The organism is Candidatus Uabimicrobium helgolandensis (assembly GCF_041508025.1).
GTDB lineage: Bacteria > Planctomycetota > Uabimicrobiia > Uabimicrobiales > Uabimicrobiaceae > Uabimicrobium > Uabimicrobium helgolandensis.
In genome coordinates, this window is record NZ_CP165719.1 from 6,572,990 (window position 1) to 6,591,720 (window position 18,731).

18 protein-coding genes are annotated in these 18,731 nt (G+C 35.7%); 7 read left to right on the forward strand and 11 right to left on the reverse strand.

Annotation, left to right across the window (positions count from 1 at the left end; translation table 11 throughout):
- Positions 1-55: 55 nt before the first annotated feature.
- From UABHE_RS24415 to UABHE_RS24430, 4 genes are read right to left on the reverse strand one after another with little or no spacing between them, the layout of a single operon-like run.
- Entirely contained in the window at positions 56-652 is a 597-nt protein-coding gene (locus UABHE_RS24415) for an ABC-type transport auxiliary lipoprotein family protein (protein WP_372365923.1), read from the reverse strand.
- Positions 653-697: 45 nt separating this feature from the next.
- Positions 698-1,828: an MlaD family protein gene (locus tag UABHE_RS24420; protein WP_372365924.1), complete on the reverse strand. Its 1,131-nt coding sequence runs from the start codon at positions 1,826-1,828 to the stop codon at positions 698-700.
- 12 nt (positions 1,829-1,840) lie between these two features.
- Positions 1,841-2,656 (reverse strand): MlaE family ABC transporter permease, encoded by an 816-nt coding sequence (locus tag UABHE_RS24425; protein ID WP_372365925.1) that lies wholly within the window; start codon positions 2,654-2,656, stop codon positions 1,841-1,843.
- Positions 2,656-3,855, reverse strand: coding sequence for a DUF790 family protein (locus UABHE_RS24430; protein ID WP_372365926.1), 1,200 nt, complete (start codon positions 3,853-3,855; stop codon positions 2,656-2,658). Before UABHE_RS24430 ends, UABHE_RS24425 begins: the two co-directional genes overlap by 1 nt.
- 566 nt (positions 3,856-4,421) lie before the next feature.
- On the opposite strand from UABHE_RS24430, the gene UABHE_RS24435 reads away from it, so the two are divergent.
- The 6 genes from UABHE_RS24435 (at position 4,422) to UABHE_RS24460 (ending at position 10,086) form a co-directional block, all read left to right on the forward strand.
- Positions 4,422-5,207, forward strand: coding sequence for an enoyl-CoA hydratase-related protein (locus tag UABHE_RS24435; protein ID WP_372365927.1), 786 nt, complete (start codon positions 4,422-4,424; stop codon positions 5,205-5,207).
- A gap of 30 nt (positions 5,208-5,237) precedes the next feature.
- Positions 5,238-6,569 (forward strand): acetyl-CoA carboxylase biotin carboxylase subunit, encoded by a 1,332-nt coding sequence (accC, locus tag UABHE_RS24440; protein WP_372365928.1) that lies wholly within the window; start codon positions 5,238-5,240, stop codon positions 6,567-6,569.
- Between the two features lie 12 nt (positions 6,570-6,581).
- The gene (gene gcvH / locus UABHE_RS24445) at positions 6,582-6,962 is read left to right on the forward strand and encodes a glycine cleavage system protein GcvH (RefSeq protein ID WP_372365929.1); all 381 of its coding nucleotides are present in this window, start codon (positions 6,582-6,584) and stop codon (positions 6,960-6,962) included.
- A gap of 299 nt (positions 6,963-7,261) precedes the next feature.
- Entirely contained in the window at positions 7,262-8,179 is a 918-nt protein-coding gene (locus tag UABHE_RS24450) for a formylglycine-generating enzyme family protein (RefSeq protein ID WP_372365930.1), read from the forward strand.
- 166 nt (positions 8,180-8,345) lie between these two features.
- On the forward strand, positions 8,346-8,663 hold the full coding sequence (locus tag UABHE_RS24455) for a hypothetical protein (protein ID WP_372365931.1): 318 nt from the start codon (positions 8,346-8,348) through the stop codon (positions 8,661-8,663).
- Positions 8,664-8,787: 124 nt separating this feature from the next.
- Positions 8,788-10,086 carry an SGNH/GDSL hydrolase family protein gene (locus tag UABHE_RS24460; protein ID WP_372365932.1) on the forward strand — a complete coding sequence of 433 codons (1,299 nt, stop codon included), beginning with the start codon at positions 8,788-8,790 and terminating at the stop codon, positions 10,084-10,086.
- Between the two features lie 74 nt (positions 10,087-10,160).
- On the opposite strand, the gene UABHE_RS24465 is transcribed toward UABHE_RS24460, so the two are convergent.
- Both UABHE_RS24465 and UABHE_RS24470 read right to left on the reverse strand, forming a co-directional pair.
- Positions 10,161-10,574 carry a GFA family protein gene (locus tag UABHE_RS24465; protein ID WP_372365933.1) on the reverse strand — a complete coding sequence of 138 codons (414 nt, stop codon included), beginning with the start codon at positions 10,572-10,574 and terminating at the stop codon, positions 10,161-10,163.
- A gap of 222 nt (positions 10,575-10,796) precedes the next feature.
- Positions 10,797-11,462 carry a glutathione S-transferase family protein gene (locus UABHE_RS24470; protein ID WP_372365934.1) on the reverse strand — a complete coding sequence of 222 codons (666 nt, stop codon included), beginning with the start codon at positions 11,460-11,462 and terminating at the stop codon, positions 10,797-10,799.
- Positions 11,463-11,855: 393 nt separating this feature from the next.
- Here UABHE_RS24470 and UABHE_RS24475 point away from each other — a divergent pair, with 393 nt between their 5' ends.
- On the forward strand, positions 11,856-13,025 hold the full coding sequence (locus UABHE_RS24475; protein WP_372365935.1) for a leucine-rich repeat domain-containing protein: 1,170 nt from the start codon (positions 11,856-11,858) through the stop codon (positions 13,023-13,025).
- A 29-nt stretch (positions 13,026-13,054) separates the two neighbouring features.
- Here UABHE_RS24475 and UABHE_RS24480 read toward each other — a convergent pair whose 3' ends face one another.
- The 5 genes from UABHE_RS24480 to UABHE_RS24500 form a co-directional block, all read right to left on the reverse strand.
- Positions 13,055-13,912, reverse strand: coding sequence for an alpha/beta hydrolase (locus UABHE_RS24480; protein WP_372365936.1), 858 nt, complete (start codon positions 13,910-13,912; stop codon positions 13,055-13,057).
- 92 nt (positions 13,913-14,004) lie between these two features.
- Positions 14,005-15,348 carry a cytochrome P450 gene (locus UABHE_RS24485; protein ID WP_372365937.1) on the reverse strand — a complete coding sequence of 448 codons (1,344 nt, stop codon included), beginning with the start codon at positions 15,346-15,348 and terminating at the stop codon, positions 14,005-14,007.
- Between the two features lie 106 nt (positions 15,349-15,454).
- Positions 15,455-16,231, reverse strand: a complete 777-nt coding sequence (locus UABHE_RS24490; RefSeq protein ID WP_372365938.1) for a sugar nucleotide-binding protein — start codon at positions 16,229-16,231, stop codon at positions 15,455-15,457.
- A gap of 10 nt (positions 16,232-16,241) precedes the next feature.
- Positions 16,242-16,898, reverse strand: coding sequence for a hypothetical protein (locus UABHE_RS24495; RefSeq protein ID WP_372365939.1), 657 nt, complete (start codon positions 16,896-16,898; stop codon positions 16,242-16,244).
- 23 nt (positions 16,899-16,921) lie between these two features.
- Complete coding sequence (locus tag UABHE_RS24500; protein WP_372365940.1) at positions 16,922-18,718, reverse strand: dynamin family protein; 1,797 nt, start codon at positions 18,716-18,718, stop codon at positions 16,922-16,924.
- Between the last annotated feature and the right edge of the window lie 13 nt (positions 18,719-18,731).

Sequence of the window (18,731 nt, forward strand, 5' to 3'; positions counted from 1 at the left end):
AACTTAGAATTTAAAAAGCTTTTACTGATATTTTTGAGGACTATTGCAGCCATATTTAAGAAACTTTAAGAAAGTTTTTGAGGTCTTTTATTAAAACACGGTATAATTTTACTAAATTTTTCTCCATAGACTTTGCAGCATCGTTCATATTTGTAAGCGACGAAGTTTTGCTTTCAATGATCCCCGATCTCCAAAGAATTTGCAAAGTATTAGCATCTACTAAATAAATCTGTACAGCAATAACAGCTTGCCACTCTTCAGCAGACTGTTCTATTTCAAAACGATGTACTTTTCCTTGGATTAAGTATTTTATCTTTTGCAAAGCAGGATAATGAAGCACGTAGCGAAATATATTTTGAGTTTCTAAATAGTTTTGAAAAGTTTCATCTACCATATTTTTTGGTAAGGCCCACCAAAAATTATCACTAGAGAATGATATTTGATTTGTTTGTTTTGATCGCAATACTACTTCATTGCGTTCTAGTGCTTTTACACTCGAGAACCCTTCAATCCCTATACTATCATCTGTTGACGATTTTACAGATGAAGAAGGCTCTAAAAACTCCAAACTATAGTGCTCTAAAGTAACAGGAGACGAACAACTACCCAAAAGAATAACGATTGTACATGTAAAAAGTATCGTTTTTTTCATGTTAAAAACTTTGCCACGTTTCTAGTGAACATGGCATTCCTTTCTTTATTTTCTGCGAACTTCTGATCCCCACAGTAATGCATTTGGTTTTGCTTTTAAAATTTGCACTAGACTCGCTAATTCACTTAGTAATACGCTCATTCTTGAACTAGCTTGATACAGTTCTTTCTGTAGAAAATGATTGAAAGTTATTACTGTTTTGTTTGCGTTATTTGAAATTTGCAGTAGTTTTTTGTCTGCTGTTGATGACAAACGATTTAAGTTTCCCATGATTTGACTAACATTACGACGATTTTCTCGTAATAATAAATTTACCTCTTTAAGGGTCTGAGTCGCATCCTCTTTCTTTCCTTTTGAATCCACTAAACCATTGAGATTATTAATTAGCTTATCCATAGACCGCGATACTCTTGTGAGCTCTTTTCTCATATCGTGAATAAGTCGGGTGATGCCATTTTTTTTAGGGTCGGTCAATACAGCAACGTTTTTTAGTATTTTATCTACTTCTGAGTCTTCAGAAACAAGTCGGTTAGCGTTTTCTAAAATAGCATTTAAACGATAAGGAATCCCATCTGGTTTTTCTGCAGAGGTAACAGTAGCTATGTTAGCTGAAATGGCATCGGCATTTGCGATGACACCGCTTAAGTGTTCAATGTTTTGTTCTGACAACACATCGTTTAAGCGCATTGTAAATTTTTCAGTTTGTTTCGATATGGCATTGAATTTCCCCTCCAAACGGTCAACAAGATTATCTTTCGTTGTTGGAATGGTTTGCCCTTCGTTTAACTCTTGATCCCCAAAACCTTGTAAATCAATATACTGTAAACCTGTCATTAAGTAAGTGATTAGTTTGGCTTTAGTTCCCTGTTCTTTCTTATCTTTTTTATTCTTATTGACCGCAAAGACGCGAATTTGTGGGTCTGTAATCATTATTTTTATTTTAACGCGATTTTTGTTGAGGTCATTAGTAAGTTTTACTACTTTCCCAACGGGAATACCATTATAACAAACTAAAGAACTCGGAGCCAAACCACGAACAGATTCTTCAAAAAAAACTACATAACTCTTTCCCGTTTCCTTGCTCGACAGTGTAACTTTGAAAAATGCCCAGCAAATAATAGTCAGTATTATAAAGATACCCGCCCCTACTTTTTGCCATAACGTTACAGGACTCATATTAGACTCCCCTTACTTTGCATAGAAGAAAACAATTGTGAATAACGAATTTACTGCAATAATAGACACAATCGCGTGAACTACTGAGTTCGTTGTTTCTCTACCTACACCTTCTGATCCACCCGAAATGCAAAAACCTCTGTAGCAACCGATCATTGTAATAATTATTGCAAAAGCAAAGCACTTGCGTATGCCTACCCATAAATGAGTCAAGGACATAACCTTGATTGTTTGCGCATAATAATCACCAAATGCAATATCTAAAAGACCACAACCAACAAAAAAACCGGCGGCTATGCCGACAAGGTCTCCAATCAAAACAAGAGCTGGAAGACCGATAATCATTGCCACCATTTTTGGCATCACCAGAATTTGTACGGGATCTATTCCCATAGCTTTGAGAGCTGTAAGTTCTTCTGTTACTACCATTGTACCTATTTCAGAAGTAATAGCTGATCCTGTACGTCCAGCAATGATAATAGAGATTAAAATAGGTCCGATTTCTCGCGAAAGTGAAATAGCAACCAGGTTGGCAATATACAAGTTTGCCCCAAATCGTTCGAGTTGTTTTGCAGCTTGCAAAGCAAGTATAGTACCTAGTAAAAAAGCCATTAAAATAACAATGGGAAGTGCGTCAAAAGCTATTTTTTTTAATTGCGCGACAATATATTTAAATTTTGATTTTTTGGTGAAAGGTAGAGCTGAAGGTAAAAATAAACAAGTTTGCCAAAATAATATTCCAAGCCCGCCAACATAATCTAAAAACTGAGTTAGCGGAAAGAAAATAGCTTTTATTACTCCTCGAATGTAGAGTAGTACACTGTGCATTATGTTTGTTCCTTCAAATACAAAGTATTCAACATTTTAAGTACTGCCCTCGGAATAAGTACAGATTTGTAATAATAAATACTTTCGTGCATGTGTAAAGCTGCTTTCTCACTCACGTTCAATTTTTCTGAAACAGCGAGTATAATATTTTTGCCATGCATATTAGTTTGTAATCGTTTTTCCAAAGCTGATTTTCGCCAAAAGCCAAATATCTCAAGGTAAACGCTTATATCTTTTTGTTTATGAGTAAAAACATAGTCAGGAATACAAATTTGTTGCGAATCCATTTCTAAGAAATCAGGGTGCGATGAAATATTCCAATCGCTAGCAAGCGCTGAAAATCGTTTGACAAAAACCTTCATCTCTTCTGGAAAATACATCCCTGTATCAGGGTAATGGGAATGTAGATTTTGTTTGTGGTCTACACGAAAGATCTTTGTTTGCTTTTTCCATTCTACTTCCGCGCGAAGTTGCCAACGATCGCAAAGTAACAAAGCAGGAAAAAACAAGGCCATTTGCAGCCCATATTTTTGCGAAGAACGAAATATGTTTATCGGTCCATCTAAAACTATTTTGAAGCCATTTTTTGCACTACCACTTATTGCGTAAAGTAGTTGCCTAAATTTGATTGCGCGAAATAACTGTCTATATCTAAGACGCTCTTTGTCTTTAATTGTTATTTCTAACTTGCTTGCTTTGAGCAAAATCGCTTGTGCAAGAGCAGTATTATATCTTTTTAATAAATTATGAGATGAAATATCAGAAAAGTCGACCATTACATGATTATCTTTTAAATCAGAAAACAACAACTGTCGGATATTTTCATTAGGTAAATTTGTTGAAGTGACAACTTCGTCGATTACTTCGCTGCGAACAAAGCAGCCTTCTTGATGTTTTTGAGAAGCTAATACAAAAAGTTTTTGGCGCAATTCTACAGGGTTTTCTTTACCATAAAACTCGAATTGGCAACGATCTTCTAATAATTTAAATAATCCTTTAGTGATTAAATTGTTCGAAGACTGACCAAAACTATCATCAAAACAGTTTTGTAGTTCCCCTTTTGTTTTATTTTGATGATAGTTATATATGTTAATAAGAGTTGAAGCCACTCCTAATAAAGATGAGTCAGTCTCTTTTATATAACTAAGTTTCATATATTGTCCGCGTACTTTAGCACGAACTAAATGAGAAGTTAACATAGGATCTCTTATTTTTTTTATAATTTGCTTGAATTTGTTTTATAGTAACAATAAGATTTAACTTTCGCAACGAAGAATTGTTATTATTCATGCGTTTATACAAGTCAATTAGATTTTGCAAAATTCCACTTAGAGGTTTTGAAAAAAACAAGATACCAAGTTTTGTCTAGAAATTTTATTTGTCGATTAAGTATTTTAAATACGCATAGTATTACTCTATAAGTATAAAAAATAGCGATGTTGATGGATAAAGGAACAAGCAAAACGGTAGACAACTTTTTTCAAAGTCCCTTATTCAAAAAAACTACGGGCGTGCCATCAATTAAATAACATCTTGTTATTTATTAATAGGACATGTCAACATTTATCTTCCTTATAGTTTGACTTTTTTAGAGATTTTCGCTATAGAGCATACACTTTGAAATGCTCGCTTCCCTCTAAAATATCTCAATATTATATTAAGTGAAAATTTTTACAATTCACTTAAAGGCTAAATGTCGATATGTTCTAGATAGCACGCCCTAATATAATTAGAGTGATAAAATCTAGTTTTGGAACAAAAAATTATGAATTATCAAAATATTCAATTAACAGAACAAAACTCTGTTGCATATTTAAGATTAAACAGAAGTGATGTATGCAATGCTTTTAATGCCGCCTTAATTTCGGAAGTACGCGAGGCAATTAAAACACTCAAGAACTCTAATCTACGGGCACTAGTCGTATGTGCAGCAGGTAAACACTTTTGCGCAGGAGGAGATATTCAGTGGATGAAGAATGCACAATCTGCTAATTATCAAGAAAACTACAAGGATATGTATGAAATTTCTTGTATGTTTGATGATATCTATAGTTTAGAAATCCCTACTATTGCGAAAGTTCAGGGAGCTGCTATTGGAGGAGGTGTGGGTTTTGTCGCTGCATGTGATATTGCCATTTGTTCTACAAATGCTTTTTTTTCTCTCTCAGAGGCAAAAGCAGGACTTGTTCCAGCATGTATAACTGCATATTTATTACATAAAATACCACCTACTTACTTAAGGCGATATTTTATTACCGGTGAAAAAATAAGTGCTCCTATAGCGGAGAAAATAGGGCTTATAACACAAGTATGTGACCCACAAGACTTAGATAAGCAGGTTACTTTGTTTTGCGAAAACATATTACAGTGCGGCCCAAATGCAACAAAAATGGCTAAAAAATTGTTGCGCGATGTACCCAATATGGAATACGAGAATTTTTTAGCTCATGGAGCTGAAATGGTTGCGAAAATGAGAATGAGTGAAGAAGCACGAGAAGGTTTTCTTGCTTTTCTCGAAAAGAGAAACCCCAATTGGAGAACAGAACAGTAGGTTGTGTCCTAATTGATCTGGTAAAAACTTATGTTTAGAAAAATATTGATCGCAAATCGCGGAGAAGTTGCTTGTCGCATTATACGTTCCTGTCGTGAACTCGGAATAAAATCTGTTGCTGTATACTCTTCAGCAGATAAAGATTCTCCCCATGTACTAGAAGCAGACGAGTCTGTATGTATCGGTCGCGCACAGAGTAACCAGAGTTATCTTCAAATGGAAACTATTTTACAAGCAGCAATTCAAATGGAATGCCAAGCAATACATCCAGGATATGGATTTCTGTCTGAAAATAGTATATTTGCAGAGCTTTGTCGTCAGTATAATATCAACTTTATTGGACCGCTTGCTGGCACTATCAATAAGATGGGTGACAAAAACGCCGCACGTACAACAATGAGTTCAATGAAGATCGATGTTATTCCTGGTTCGCAAAGTGTCGTCAGATTTCCAGAGAAAGAAGCGCAGAAAATAGGTTTTCCCTTATTACTAAAAGCTGTTGCTGGAGGAGGGGGAAAAGGAATGCGTATTTGCCGAACTCCAGAAGATTTATTAGTGCAATATAAAGAAGCGTCTCTTGAGGCAGAAAAAGCTTTTGCTAACCCTAACATTTACTTTGAAAAGTACATAAAAGGTGGCAAGCACATTGAATTTCAAGTATTAGCCGATCATTACGGCAATGTTGTTCACCTGGGTGAACGTGAGTGTTCTGTACAACGTAACCATCAAAAACTTATAGAAGAATCGCCCTCGCCAGTTATCTCTGAACAACAACGAAAAGAACTAGGTAACAAACTCACCTCTGCACTTCAAAAGATTGGTTACCGCAATGCTGGTACTATTGAACTTTTGATGGACGGTGAAAATTTGTATTTTATGGAAATGAATACTCGTTTGCAAGTAGAGCACCCTGTTACTGAAATGGTAACGGGAATTGACATAGTAAAACAGCAACTCAAAATAGCCGCCAATCACGAATTGCAACTAGAACAATCAGATATTAAGCTGACTGGTCACGCAATCGAATGCCGTATTAATGCAGAAAATCCCGACGAAAACTTTAAACCTTGCCCGGGAAAAATAACTAAATTTATACCGCCAAAGCTTTCGGAGAAAGTACGCTTAGATACTCATGTAAAAGAAGGGTACGAAGTACCTGTTTTTTACGATTCAATGATTGCAAAATTGATTGTTCACGGCAAAGATCGCGAAGATGCTATTGCTACAATGAAACAAGCGTTGCAGTCTTTTGTAATTGAAGGCGTAAAAACCACAATACCTCTACTTTTGACAGTAATAGAAAATGAAGAATTTATTTCCGGGAATTATACTACGCAATTTTTAGAAAATTTATTAGGTTAAGGAAAATTAGAAATGAATCCAGAAGATTTGAAATACAGCAAAACCCATGAGTGGGTTCAAGTGAAAGGAAAACAAGCTAGAATTGGCATTACCGCTCATGCAATTGGCGCGTTGGGAGATTTGACATACTTGGAGCTAAGTGCAGAAGAGGGAGAGGTTATCAACCAAGGTGAATCTTTCGGAGAAGTAGAATCAGTAAAAACAACAAGTGAACTCTACTCTCCTATTTCAGGGAAAATTGTCGCTGTCAACGAAAACATAGGCGATATGTTGGATGAACTAACAGATGATCCTTACGAAACAGGTTGGATGATTGAAGTAGAAATCGCTACTCCTGACGAATTAAAAGAGCTTATGCCTGTAGAAGACTACGAAAAAAACTGCGAAGCATAATACCTCTAAATTAAAGATAGAGTTACATCTAGTAGCTCTATTTTCAATTCTCACCTCAGTAATCTTTCCTATTTTTAATAAAAAAGCGTATAATTAAAGCTAGGACGTGTCACCAATCAGACCACAAGTGACGCGCGACCTTGATGACAGCCGTAATGTCATTTTCTAACCAACGACAGGCGCTAACCAGAGTATGTTCCATTATTTTTAAAAAATATATGGTATTCAGTTCTCCTTCTGGCCCCAAATACAAACAAATTATCATTTCACTTCACAGTAGATTTTTTTAAAGGCTAAAAATGAAAAATATAATAATAACATGTTTATTAATGTGCATTGCTATTCCCGCGATACACTGCCAATTAGATAATACACCTCCTGGTGATGGTTACTTTGGTGAATTTGTTCCACGTGGAATGTCGTTATCAACGATTTTTGGAGAATACCGCTATTTTCGAGACGATAGTGTAATGATGTATATTCCTGGTGGAACATTTACAATGGGAGATCGTTTATTTCCTAACTCTCAATCAATACAGAAAATACATATTTCACATTTTTATATTGATAGATATGAAGTTTCTGTAAGCCAATACCGTCAATTTTGCTATGCTTCTGAGAGAGAAATGCCCAAGCAACTTCCTGGGTCAGAAGATAATCACCCTGTCGTCAATGTTTCTTGGGAAGAGGCTAATCTTTACGCGCAGTGGATAGGTAAAAGTTTACCAACAGAAGCCCAGTGGGAAAAAGCAGCGCGCGGAGGCCACCAGATTCCACAATGGGGTGTCGAAGAAAAACCTTTGCCACTGTACAAAAACCCTTTACCTATACGTATATACACTTGGGGAAATACTTTGCCAGACGTGACAGGACGCTATCGTTGTAACTATCGCGCAGGAGACAAATTTTCTTCTAAAGGCAAAGATGGCTATGAATTTACAGCTCCTGGAGGAAAATTTGTCTTGTATGAAGGTTCTCCTTATAGATGTAGTGATTTGTCTGGTAACGTTCAAGAATGGTGCGCTGATTTTTACCAAGGAAAATACCAAAGAAGTGATAAAGATCCCCAAGGTCCCAAGACCGGAAAAAGTCATGTTATTCGTGGTGGAGGATGGAATAGTGATTCAAAAAGAATTCGTGTTGGTTACCGCGCATTTGGATCTTCTGATTATCGAAGCACTTCTCTGGGATTTCGCCTCGTAAAAAATATTGAGTAGTGTTCCTCTCTAGGTTTTACAAAATTCAAGTTATTTGAAGCAGTAACAAGATACTTTGAAAGTGGATAGCATTGCCACGCGTTCGAAAAGTAAAAAAGTCAGTGTTATGAAAAAGAGGACGCACTCTAAATGGTACACTTAGATTTGGTATAATAGGAGACTAGTCATGAGTAAGTATACAGTGTCAGGTAAAAAAGTAGTATGGGCTTTAGTTGTCGGTTTTTTGATTATGGTCCCAATTATCTTTATTAGTATTACTGACAAAGACGAACAACAACAAGCAAATGGTAAAATTCAAAAGTTAATAAGCGAGCAGTATGCACTAGTAAAAGAACAGACAAATGAGTATGTTAAAAATAAAGAGTACAAGTTGGCAATATCCACCTGGAAGAAATTCTTGAAAAAATTCTCTTATCGCAATGACTACAAAGAAAGTATTCAATTAGAAATTATCGAGCTCCGCAAAAAAGTGCAGCCAGAATAATAAGAATTTCTAAATTCGCGACTTGTATTAGACGTAAAATTCATAATTCTTGCTCTCATTTTAGGCATATGCTATAATTTTATTTTTCGATCCGAACATTCCTTGCAAGAAAGGTTTAAGAAATATGCGTTTTCTTTCTATTCTTTTAATTTTACTCGCAACATTATCATTTTCATTTGCTGACGACAATGAAAGTATACACGTACCACTTATGGACCTAGACGAAGACTATTTTTCTAATGAATATGGTTTTCGCGGTGCTAACTGGCGCGGAAAAGATGCTTCAGATTTAGATGCTGATATGTACCCTGGAGCTGGCGAACAAGAGCGCGATGGTTCGGTGGATTATAACTGTAATGGTATCTCGGGATGGTCAAAAACTAAAGGTAAGAGTAATGAAAACTGGCTTTGCGAAAGAGCACAATCGCGCGGCGTCGTTATTTTTGGCGACAGCGCGGCGGCAGCTTTTCACATACCAGAGTCGTTTATACCTAAAAGTCGCAATATCGAAGATTTTGCGAAACTTTTAAACTATGATCACCTGCGTAAAATTGCACAACAACGTCGTTCACAACGTCATGATCGCGATGACGATTTTGATGTACTTGTCCATGAGTTTGATTGGCCACATAAATCGTGGGCAACAGGTTTCTCAGAAGACATAAACGGCGAATCCATCTATATGAAAATGCGTGATCGTAATCGTTGTAACCACCGAGATTTCCAAAACTTAGCGGTAAATGGTGCTAAAGCAAAAAGTTTAATTGAACAAGTGGGAAATTTTTCTCGTGATAAAAGCGATAAACCTAGTTTAGCTTTCGTTGCTTATATTGGTAATGATATTTGCAAAAAGAAATTAGAAGATATGACTACTGTTGACCAGTATCGTAAACAAATCATTGATGGTTTAACAAAACTAGATGCTAAGATAGCTCCTGGAAGCAAAGTTGTTATTACAGGACTTGTCGATGGTCGTATTCTATGGGACACAATGCATGATCGTATGCACCCACTAGGAATGACTTATGCTGAAGTATATGATTTGCTTTGGGATATCAAAGGAAATCCATGTCGCACATGGTTGACTTCTGATGCGTCAATGAGAGACAAAGCAAGTGCTAGAGCTGCTGAACTTTCTGAAGTAGCATTGGACATTGCTAAAACAGCAAAATTCAATAACTTTGAAGTAGCCTACATCGATTTGCCAATGAAAGATGCTATCGAAGATTGGAAAAATCAAGGCAAAGATGTTGCTGAACTTATTGAAGTTGTCGATGGTTTTCACCCAAGCCACACAGCCCACCGCTTATTATCTAAACTTATCTGGGAAAAACTTTCTACAGAGTATCCTGGATTTTTAGGCCCTTTGAATCCAAATAATCAAATGATTAAGAAAAATTTTGGCGAACAAGGCGGTCACTAGTTCTTCATAAAAAGAGTTGCAATCGTTAAGATTGCATCTCTTTACTAGCTCAAACCATAACAACACTCGTAAATTTATCCCTGCAATTTAGCCATGAGCTTATCCATTTTTTCATCTTGGGGTAAACTATCGTTTATATTGTACCATTCTGCTTTAGACCCTACCCAAATATGCATTTCAGGTTGAATTTTTTCTTCAAGATAATTTACTGCGACGCTGTAGAACATTCTATTACGAGGATAATTGACAACATGTGAACCGCAAGATTTACAAAAAACGCGGAAAAAATCAGTAGAGGACTCATATTCAGTGATTTTATCTTCACCTTCTTTTACAGAAAAAGATTCTGCCGGAAAGATTCCCTGGGTTGCAAAGGTAGCTCCGTGAGAATCGCGACAAATAGAGCAATGACAATTAACTACTGCAGCAGGAGCTTTGCTCATTTCGAACTTAATTCCTCCGCAGAGACAACTTCCATGATGTGACATATTTTTCTCCTTTTACAATATTTACTTGTTTCTTTTGATTAGTGGAATAACAACGGAATAACGAGGGAGTGTCATCAATTAGACTCTAACTGTAACCGAATGTTTTAAGTATTTCTTGGAAAAGAAATCGCAGCTATTCAGTTATCATTACGGCTACGATTGCGGTTATTGTTAGGGGTCAGTCACGACTTTTTAGTATAATGTTTTAATTGATGACAGGTCCTACTTAACAATACTTTTACCTTCTTTCAGCAATTTTTCTTTATCTTCAAATTCAATTTTAATAGGTACCTCAATACCTTTCTTGCAGGCAGGTCGTTCAGCAATCGCATTTAGCCATCTTTGTAAATGTGGTAAACCATCAACTGTAATCCCAGCCCACTTATAAACATTTACCCACGGCCATGTCGCAATATCAGCAATAGAATACTCTTCTGCTAGATATTCATAGTTAGCAAGATGCCCATCGAGAACTTCGTATAAACGACGTGTTTCTTTTTGATACCGCTCTATGGCAAATGGGATATTCTGCGATGCATAACGCAAAAATACATTCGCCTGTCCCTGCATTGGTCCAACGCCTCCCATTTGAAACATTAACCACTGAATCGCAAGAGAACGCTTCTTTGCATCCTGAGAAAGCAATTTCCCGGTTTTTTCCGCTAAATAGATTAAGATCGCCCCAGATTCAAAAACAGCAAAATCATTATTATCGCGATCAACAATTGCAGGAATTCGACCATTGGGATTGATTTTCAAAAATTCAGGAGATTTTTGCTCTTTTTCAGAAAAACTAAGATGGTGAACAACATAAGGCAATTGCAATTCTTCTAACACTATGGAAATTTTTTGTCCGTTAGGAGTTGCTGCCGTATAAAAATCAATCATAAAATCCAATCTCTATAAATTGTTAAATTATTTTTAATATAGGTGCATATACACCTATATTAAAGTTTTGTTGTTTTTTGTCAAATATTTTTTACAAAATTTTTGACACATACTAAGATATGTCAACATTTAAAGAGACTAAAATAATAGAACTTAGCGAGTAAAAATATAGTATACGATCCCAATACTGTTACAATCCTAATCCTGAAAATCGACATAATTTTAAATCCCATATTCTCGAAAGAAAAACTTGAAAGTTAAACTATATCATGCTAAAAAACTATAAAAGAAAATGAAATCCAAAATAAATTAAAAATCTAGAGAATCAATACAATTTAATCTGAATAATCGATTGAAAGAGACCGAAAAATTGAAAAATGAAAGATAATTGCGGTGGAACAAAAAATAATTCGCGGAAAATCATTAACGAAGATTGATGCACATACAACATACAGAGGTTGTACTTTTTACCTAAAGAAAATCAACCCTAATGATTTTGTTGAAGTTAAATTTGACAATTGTTCTTTTCGCGGTGAGACAGAACTCTGTCTTGAAGGAGAACATGAAATTTCACAGTGGATTTTTCTTGTATTAAGCCTAGTAACTTTTAAATTTATAGAAAGTGATTTACGAGCAATTCCTATAAATATAGTTCGCTTAACCAATCTAACCGAGTTAGTTTTGTGTAGCAACAGCATAGAATATATTCCTGCTGAAATTGGACAGCTCAAAAATCTGACCCAACTTTATCTTTCGAAAAATAATTTACAAGAAATTCCATACGAAATAGTAGATCTTCCAAACCTGACCCATCTTTATCTCGATGGAAACAAATTGCGAGAAATTCCAATGGGAATGGGTAACCTCAAAAATCTTAAAAAGTTATATCTAAATGAAAACCGCTTGCAGCAACTTCCAAAACAAATTGGTGAACTAACCAAACTCGTAGAACTAGATCTCTATAACAATCAGCTGGAAACTATACCGCCGCAGTTAGCAAAACTTAAAAATTTGCAAAGACTAGATCTTCGAGGAAACTCACTCAAAGAAATACCTGAAGAAGTTGTTGTAAATTTGTGGAATGTTATCTTAGTAGACGATAATGTGACATTCACGATTCCGCTGTTAAGAGAATTGACTGAGTATTGGGGACTAGAAGCGGAAGGTATTTATGGTGCGACAGTAGAAGAATTAATAGAATTTGAAGACAAGCACGAGTTACTGATTCCTCCACAACTCAAACTATATTTGCGCTATGTAGAAGGTCCCAATGAATACACAAATTACTATGAAGATGATAAAGAATTTAGATTTTGGGACTTAAAACGAATCCGACTTTTTCTCGAAGGACAACTTGAACAAATCAGCATTTACGTTCCCGATGAAATGCTATGCTTTGCTGATTATTTAAATTGGGATTGGGGATACGCGATAAGTATTGATCCAGAAAATTATGGAGAGATATTTCTCGTAACTTGTGGCGACCAAATTAAAATAGCAGATTCACTTTTCGAGTTTATAGAATTTTATCTAGAAGATACAGATGAAATCTATGGAGAATAACCGCTGAAAACTATTTTATTCAAACAATCCTATTTTAAACGTTCAAAAAATGTAGTAACAATCATTGTTAACATTGATTTGTCTTGTGAATTTCCTAAGTCTATATTGATTTGTCTATGCGATTTATTTACCAAGTAAACTTTTGCAGAAGAAAGTGCCTTTGCCAACTTATTATTCTGATCAACGCGTCTAGTTTTATTTTTTTGTGTTACCAGCAACATTGGAGCATCGTTGTAACTCGCATGAAAGAATGGCGAAGCTAGTTTCCAATGATTATTCTTCTTATTCTCTTCTTCTGTCCCAAATGCATTAAAATGCATTTCTTTTCCTGAAATTGCTAAATATTCAGGAATATCATATACTGCACCATCTAATGCGCACGTCCCGCGAATAATAGAAAACGGTGCATCGAAATTTGCCAAATACTGAGGGTCTGTCGCTACAAGCGTAACTAAATGTGCACCAGCGGAATGACCTAACAGAAATACGCGGTTCCTGTCACCACCATAACGATTAATATTTTTATATATCCAAGCTACAGCTTCGCCGACATCATACGGATGATCGGGAAATTGAATACGTTTTTTATTTGTTAGTTCAAGGGGATAAGGCGACAAACGATAGTTAATAGACACAAATATATACTGTTCCTTAGTAAAAAGTTTAGCTTTGTGATGAACTCTTGCTTTGTCACCAACACACCATCCCCCTCCATGTACATATACCATAATAGGTAAATCTTTTACTTTTTTCGTTTTTGGTATATAGATATCTAGCGTGTTCAATGGTTCTTTTTGAGGATCTAGATTATAATCAATGTTACTATGCTTTACAAAATCAGCATTCAAAAAAACTGATAGCATAAGAAATATAGTAAGTGTTTTCATATTTTTATCTCGATAAAAAAGACGAATTTTAGAATCTGTTACCGTGTCTCTTGACCTAATCATTTAAAATCAATCAAGGTTAGGGATCAGAGTCACGACCGAGGAATAATTTTAGAAAAGAATTTTCCTTCCTCAAATCCAGCAAGAACAGTTTTTCCTCGAATATATTTAATTGTCTTTTCCGTTATATTCAAATCAAGACGCGCTACAATTTTAGATAAAATACTGCGCATCATGGTATCTGCCATTGCATTTCCTAAACAATTACGTCTATGTTTGGCTTTATCTGCTGCATACGCAAGTGGTACATTTCGATAGGAAGGATTATTCCCAAAATTTTCTCTAAAAGGATTGAATTTCTCAATGCTTTCTCCCCATTTTTCCTTATCTTTGTTATGAGCTGCATGTATGTCAAAATTAATCAGTTGTCCAGGAGTATAATCTTTATCATTAAACACAAATGGACGTACCACAATATTTACACTGCGGTCAATAGGAGTGTATTTTCGCAGCGATTCAGAAATTGCACCGGCAATACTGTTTAGCTTTCGCGCAAATTGATCGTAAAGCTTTGCACCACTTTGAGTGCTACATTTACTCTTTAGTGAATACATTTCTCCATCTATTTCAACTTTTTCATCTCTAACACATTCCAGCATTGATGCATTTTCTAAACCATAAAGATGTGATAAAGCACCAACAACTCCTATACTAGGAGAAGCATGAGCAGCATTAGTTAATCCTACCATGTAGTCAATAATCTCTTGTCTATTTATATCAGAAGCTCTATTTGGCTGGTTGACGTGACTATTCTCTATAACAGCTTGCAACACATCAGTATATTTTTCACTAACCTTTATTGCCAATCTTTCATCTACCATTTTAGCAACAATGTCTTTGTTTTTTTGAGCAAAATCATGGACTTCTTTGGGAATGTATTCTTCAATCTTGCTTAGGTCTCTTGGATTTACATTACCACTGAAGATAGCGGCTTGATATTCTTTAAACGCAGCCAAAGCAATTTTTTGCGATTTATTCAAGTTATAATCATAAGAAGTAATATCTTCATTTGAAAAACTTTTACCAAACATGATCTCAGACGATACAGCAATTGTAATTCTATTTATAGTCTCAGGTATATCAACAGGATCACCTTTTCCCTTTTCGAAATCATTAATCCAGCCATCAATTATCTTATCAGTATGCCGTTCAGAAACAGAAGCAGTTTTTCCAATAATAACAGTTGGCGATAAGCTACGCTTTATGCCTGCATTTTTCGCTAGTGCATTGTCTTCACCGTGACGAACAAGCGGATTTTTTTCGCCTGCAATAATTTGTAAAACTCTCTCAAAGAAGAGAGGACGAACAAGTTTGTCGCTATGTTGCTCTCTGAAAATTGCGATCTCGTCGTGCTTGCCAATAGTGTGCATATCCATATTTAATCCTTCGAAATTTTTTATTCATAGCGATAGAGGCGCTAAACAAAAGTTGATTACTGAGTACAAAAGATAGCTTCTTTGCTTATTGATGTTTTTGTAGTTTTTATGAGGACCTGTCAATATTCGAATCTTGGTATAAAGGCAATCTATCCATAAGTGAAACAATATTAATACGATCATCTAACAAACGTTGGTCGTGCTGGTATTCATCATTTGGTTCTACTTGCCAATTAGTCGCGTGCATTTTTCGAAGTTTACAAACAATGTCAAAAAAGTTTAGTCGACAGTTTTTGTTACTGTCAATATGATAAACGCCAGGCTTATTTTCTATCATTAAGTGAAGTAGAACTCCACAGGTATCTTCCATAAAAGACGTTGCCGGAAACCACTTTCTGCTCGCACGAATTACTCCGTCTTTTTCTACCGTATTGTACAGGAACTCAAGCATGTTATTTCCACCGCGTTTCTTGCCAATTTGCCAGCCAATCCGCGCAATAATTGTTTTGTCGTTCGCGCCTAAAATCGCATCTTCGCAGCGAATTTTATATTTGCCATAGTCATCTTCAGCGGTTCTTTTCGTCGTTGGTTGATATGGTCCATTCTCTTTACTATCAAAAACCATTGCTGTGCTTGTAAACAAGAAGCCAATATCGTTATTTTTGCTATATTTAGCTAGTAATCGTGCCCAATTTTCGCTTCCCATTGCTAGGTGGCAAATCTGCTGCGGTTGCACGCTTTGTAGAAAAGATAGCGAATCTTCTTCATTGTTAGGGCATACTTGTGAACGATCCCAGGAAATTACTTCCATTCCCTGACTCAGTAGCACTGTTTTTAAAATAGGAGCTAATGTTCCATTTAAACCGGTAATTAATATCTTCATAAGAGAGTCTTTATTTTTTGATTTCCATTATTGATAGCAAGTTCTTTTTTTCATTAAACACTTCGATACGCGAAATAGTAAACTCGATAGAGTTCTTTTTAGAATTGTATTTTATGAGTTTGGCATAAATATCTAGTTGGACATTTCTATTCATTGGCTGTTCGAATTTACGGCTGTCATAAAGTTGTTTTGCAGTGTTTAGTGGCACAAAAAAATAGCGAAATTTTTTAGTGTTCAAAAACCGAATACTTGGAAATTCTATACTGGTACTCCTGTATAGTAATATCGGCTTGTATAGTTTCTGTTCCCCTTCGCTTATAATACCTCGCAACTTAAAACGTTGTTTCTTGAAGTTATAATCGCCAAAAATGCCAGTGAGCGTTATTTTGTAATCTGTTTGTGGTATTTTCCATGTAGCGACAGTCTTTTTTAATTTGGTGGTGAACTGTTTTTGTATTTTGTTATATTTTGATGTATGCAGGTAATGATAATGCTTTTGGGGAGACAATAATTGAAAAAGCTCGCTTTTTATGTTGTTGATTTTTATTTTTTTGAGAGATAAAAATGCTATAGTAAACTCTTTTTGAGTAAGACTTTCTTGACTGTGTAACAATAAAAATTGAAACAAAAAAGTGATGCATACTACTTTACTAAAATTAATTGCCATTTACTGTTCCCCAAAAAATACCTTTAGACACGAGCAAAAAACTCAATAAAATCTTTAGAATTCTTAAGCTTTTCTTCTAGCTCAATCACTTGTTGTTCTTGATTCTCTTCTTCTTGATTCAGTAATTCTTCTATACGCTCTAATTCTTTTTCGTAATATTTTAATTCTTGGTGTACCGTTTGTTGTATAGAGTTAACTACTGCATCAAAAAAGACCGCCGTTTCATTTAGCATATCTTCTTTTACGCTATTCTTACTGTCGTTAATCGCTTTACGTAGACCACGTAGTATTCTTTTGCGCGCTGTTGCGCCTGAAATCCAACGAACAATTCCTCCTGCGAGTAACGATCCACCAAGTATTGACCAACCAGCGGGACCAGTGAGTATAAGTGGTGCTACTCCTCCACTTAAAGCAATACTCCAGCCAGAAGCAGAATTAGGATCTTTTTTGTCTTTTTTATCTGAGTAAAGTTCGTCACCAAGAAGAGAGTCTAATGAGGCCATGTTCTGTAAAGTTGTGCTTAAATTATCGACATAATCGCTTGCACATTTTGATAATTGTTCTCGTAAGTCTTTGTAAGTGACTTGAAAAACATTCGCGAATTCTTCGCGCACCATTTGTCTAAAGTCTTCTTCTTTAAAATTTTCGATAGTTGTATCTTCTATTCTGCTAATAACTTTCTTGACACTTTCGTTGAGTTCGTCAGGCAGCCAATTGATTTTTATATCATTGATGCGATCGCGAAACTCTTGGCAGTGCGAGATCACTTTGTTTTCTAGTTCGCTTTTGTGTTCGTTATAACGATATTTTTCTTCATTAAATTTTTCTAATATTTGCTCGTGATCGCTCTGTAAAACTTGTAATCTTTCTTTAATACGTCTGCGTGCTCGCACAATTTGATTAGAAAAAAACGATGCGGTGTTCTGGTGAAGTCGATTGACAAAGTCTCCGCGAATTTGTTGACGTATACTTTTTCGCAGTTGTTTTCCTCCGGCATCTCCCCAAGCATCATCATCATCATCCATAGCCGCACGTAAAGCCATGTTTACATTTACAGGTAGTATGTTTTGTGGCATTTGTGCACCACGATCTTGCGCGATTTCAGCGAGAACACTTTCATTGTGTTTCATTCCTGACTTAATTTCGTCGTCGCTCTCTTCTTTCCACAAATTTTGAACAAATAAACTATCTTGAATCATAGGCCAAGCAATACGAATAAATCCTGCTTCAGATTGAGTAATTGGCGGGACAGTTCTCAATAAGAAAATTCCGACGTTTGTCTCTTTTAAAAACTTCATGGTCGTATCTTCATTTTGTTGAGTTAGACTGCCGACTCCAGGAAGATCGACAAAAACAAAACCTTCTTTTAAAAGAGAACTTTCTACTTTGCACAAAACATAGGAAGCTCCCATAATATTACTAGGGTTGTACTTATTATCCACTATTTTTGCTAAGAACTCTCTCTTAAGTGGTACTTCTTCAACTTTACCATCTAGATAATGTACTTCAGCTCCCGCTTCTTCTCCATCGTATGGACGACGTATCATCGTTGGAATGCATGTTGTTTCTTCAACAGCAACGGGTAAAATTTCGTCTTGAAATAACAAGGCATTGAGTAAAGAAGATTTTCCAGACCCCTGAATACCCAAAATTGCCATACGACATTCTGGAGATCTTACTTTTTGTAAATAATTTTGGCGAATATCCCCTGAAGCCTTTTCTTCTTCACCATCTAAGGACGGTGCTATAAATTCACTATAAAACTCATAAAACTCTTGAGACTCTAAAATCATTTCCAGTATTTTGCCTGAATCCTGCATTATGAACCTCTCT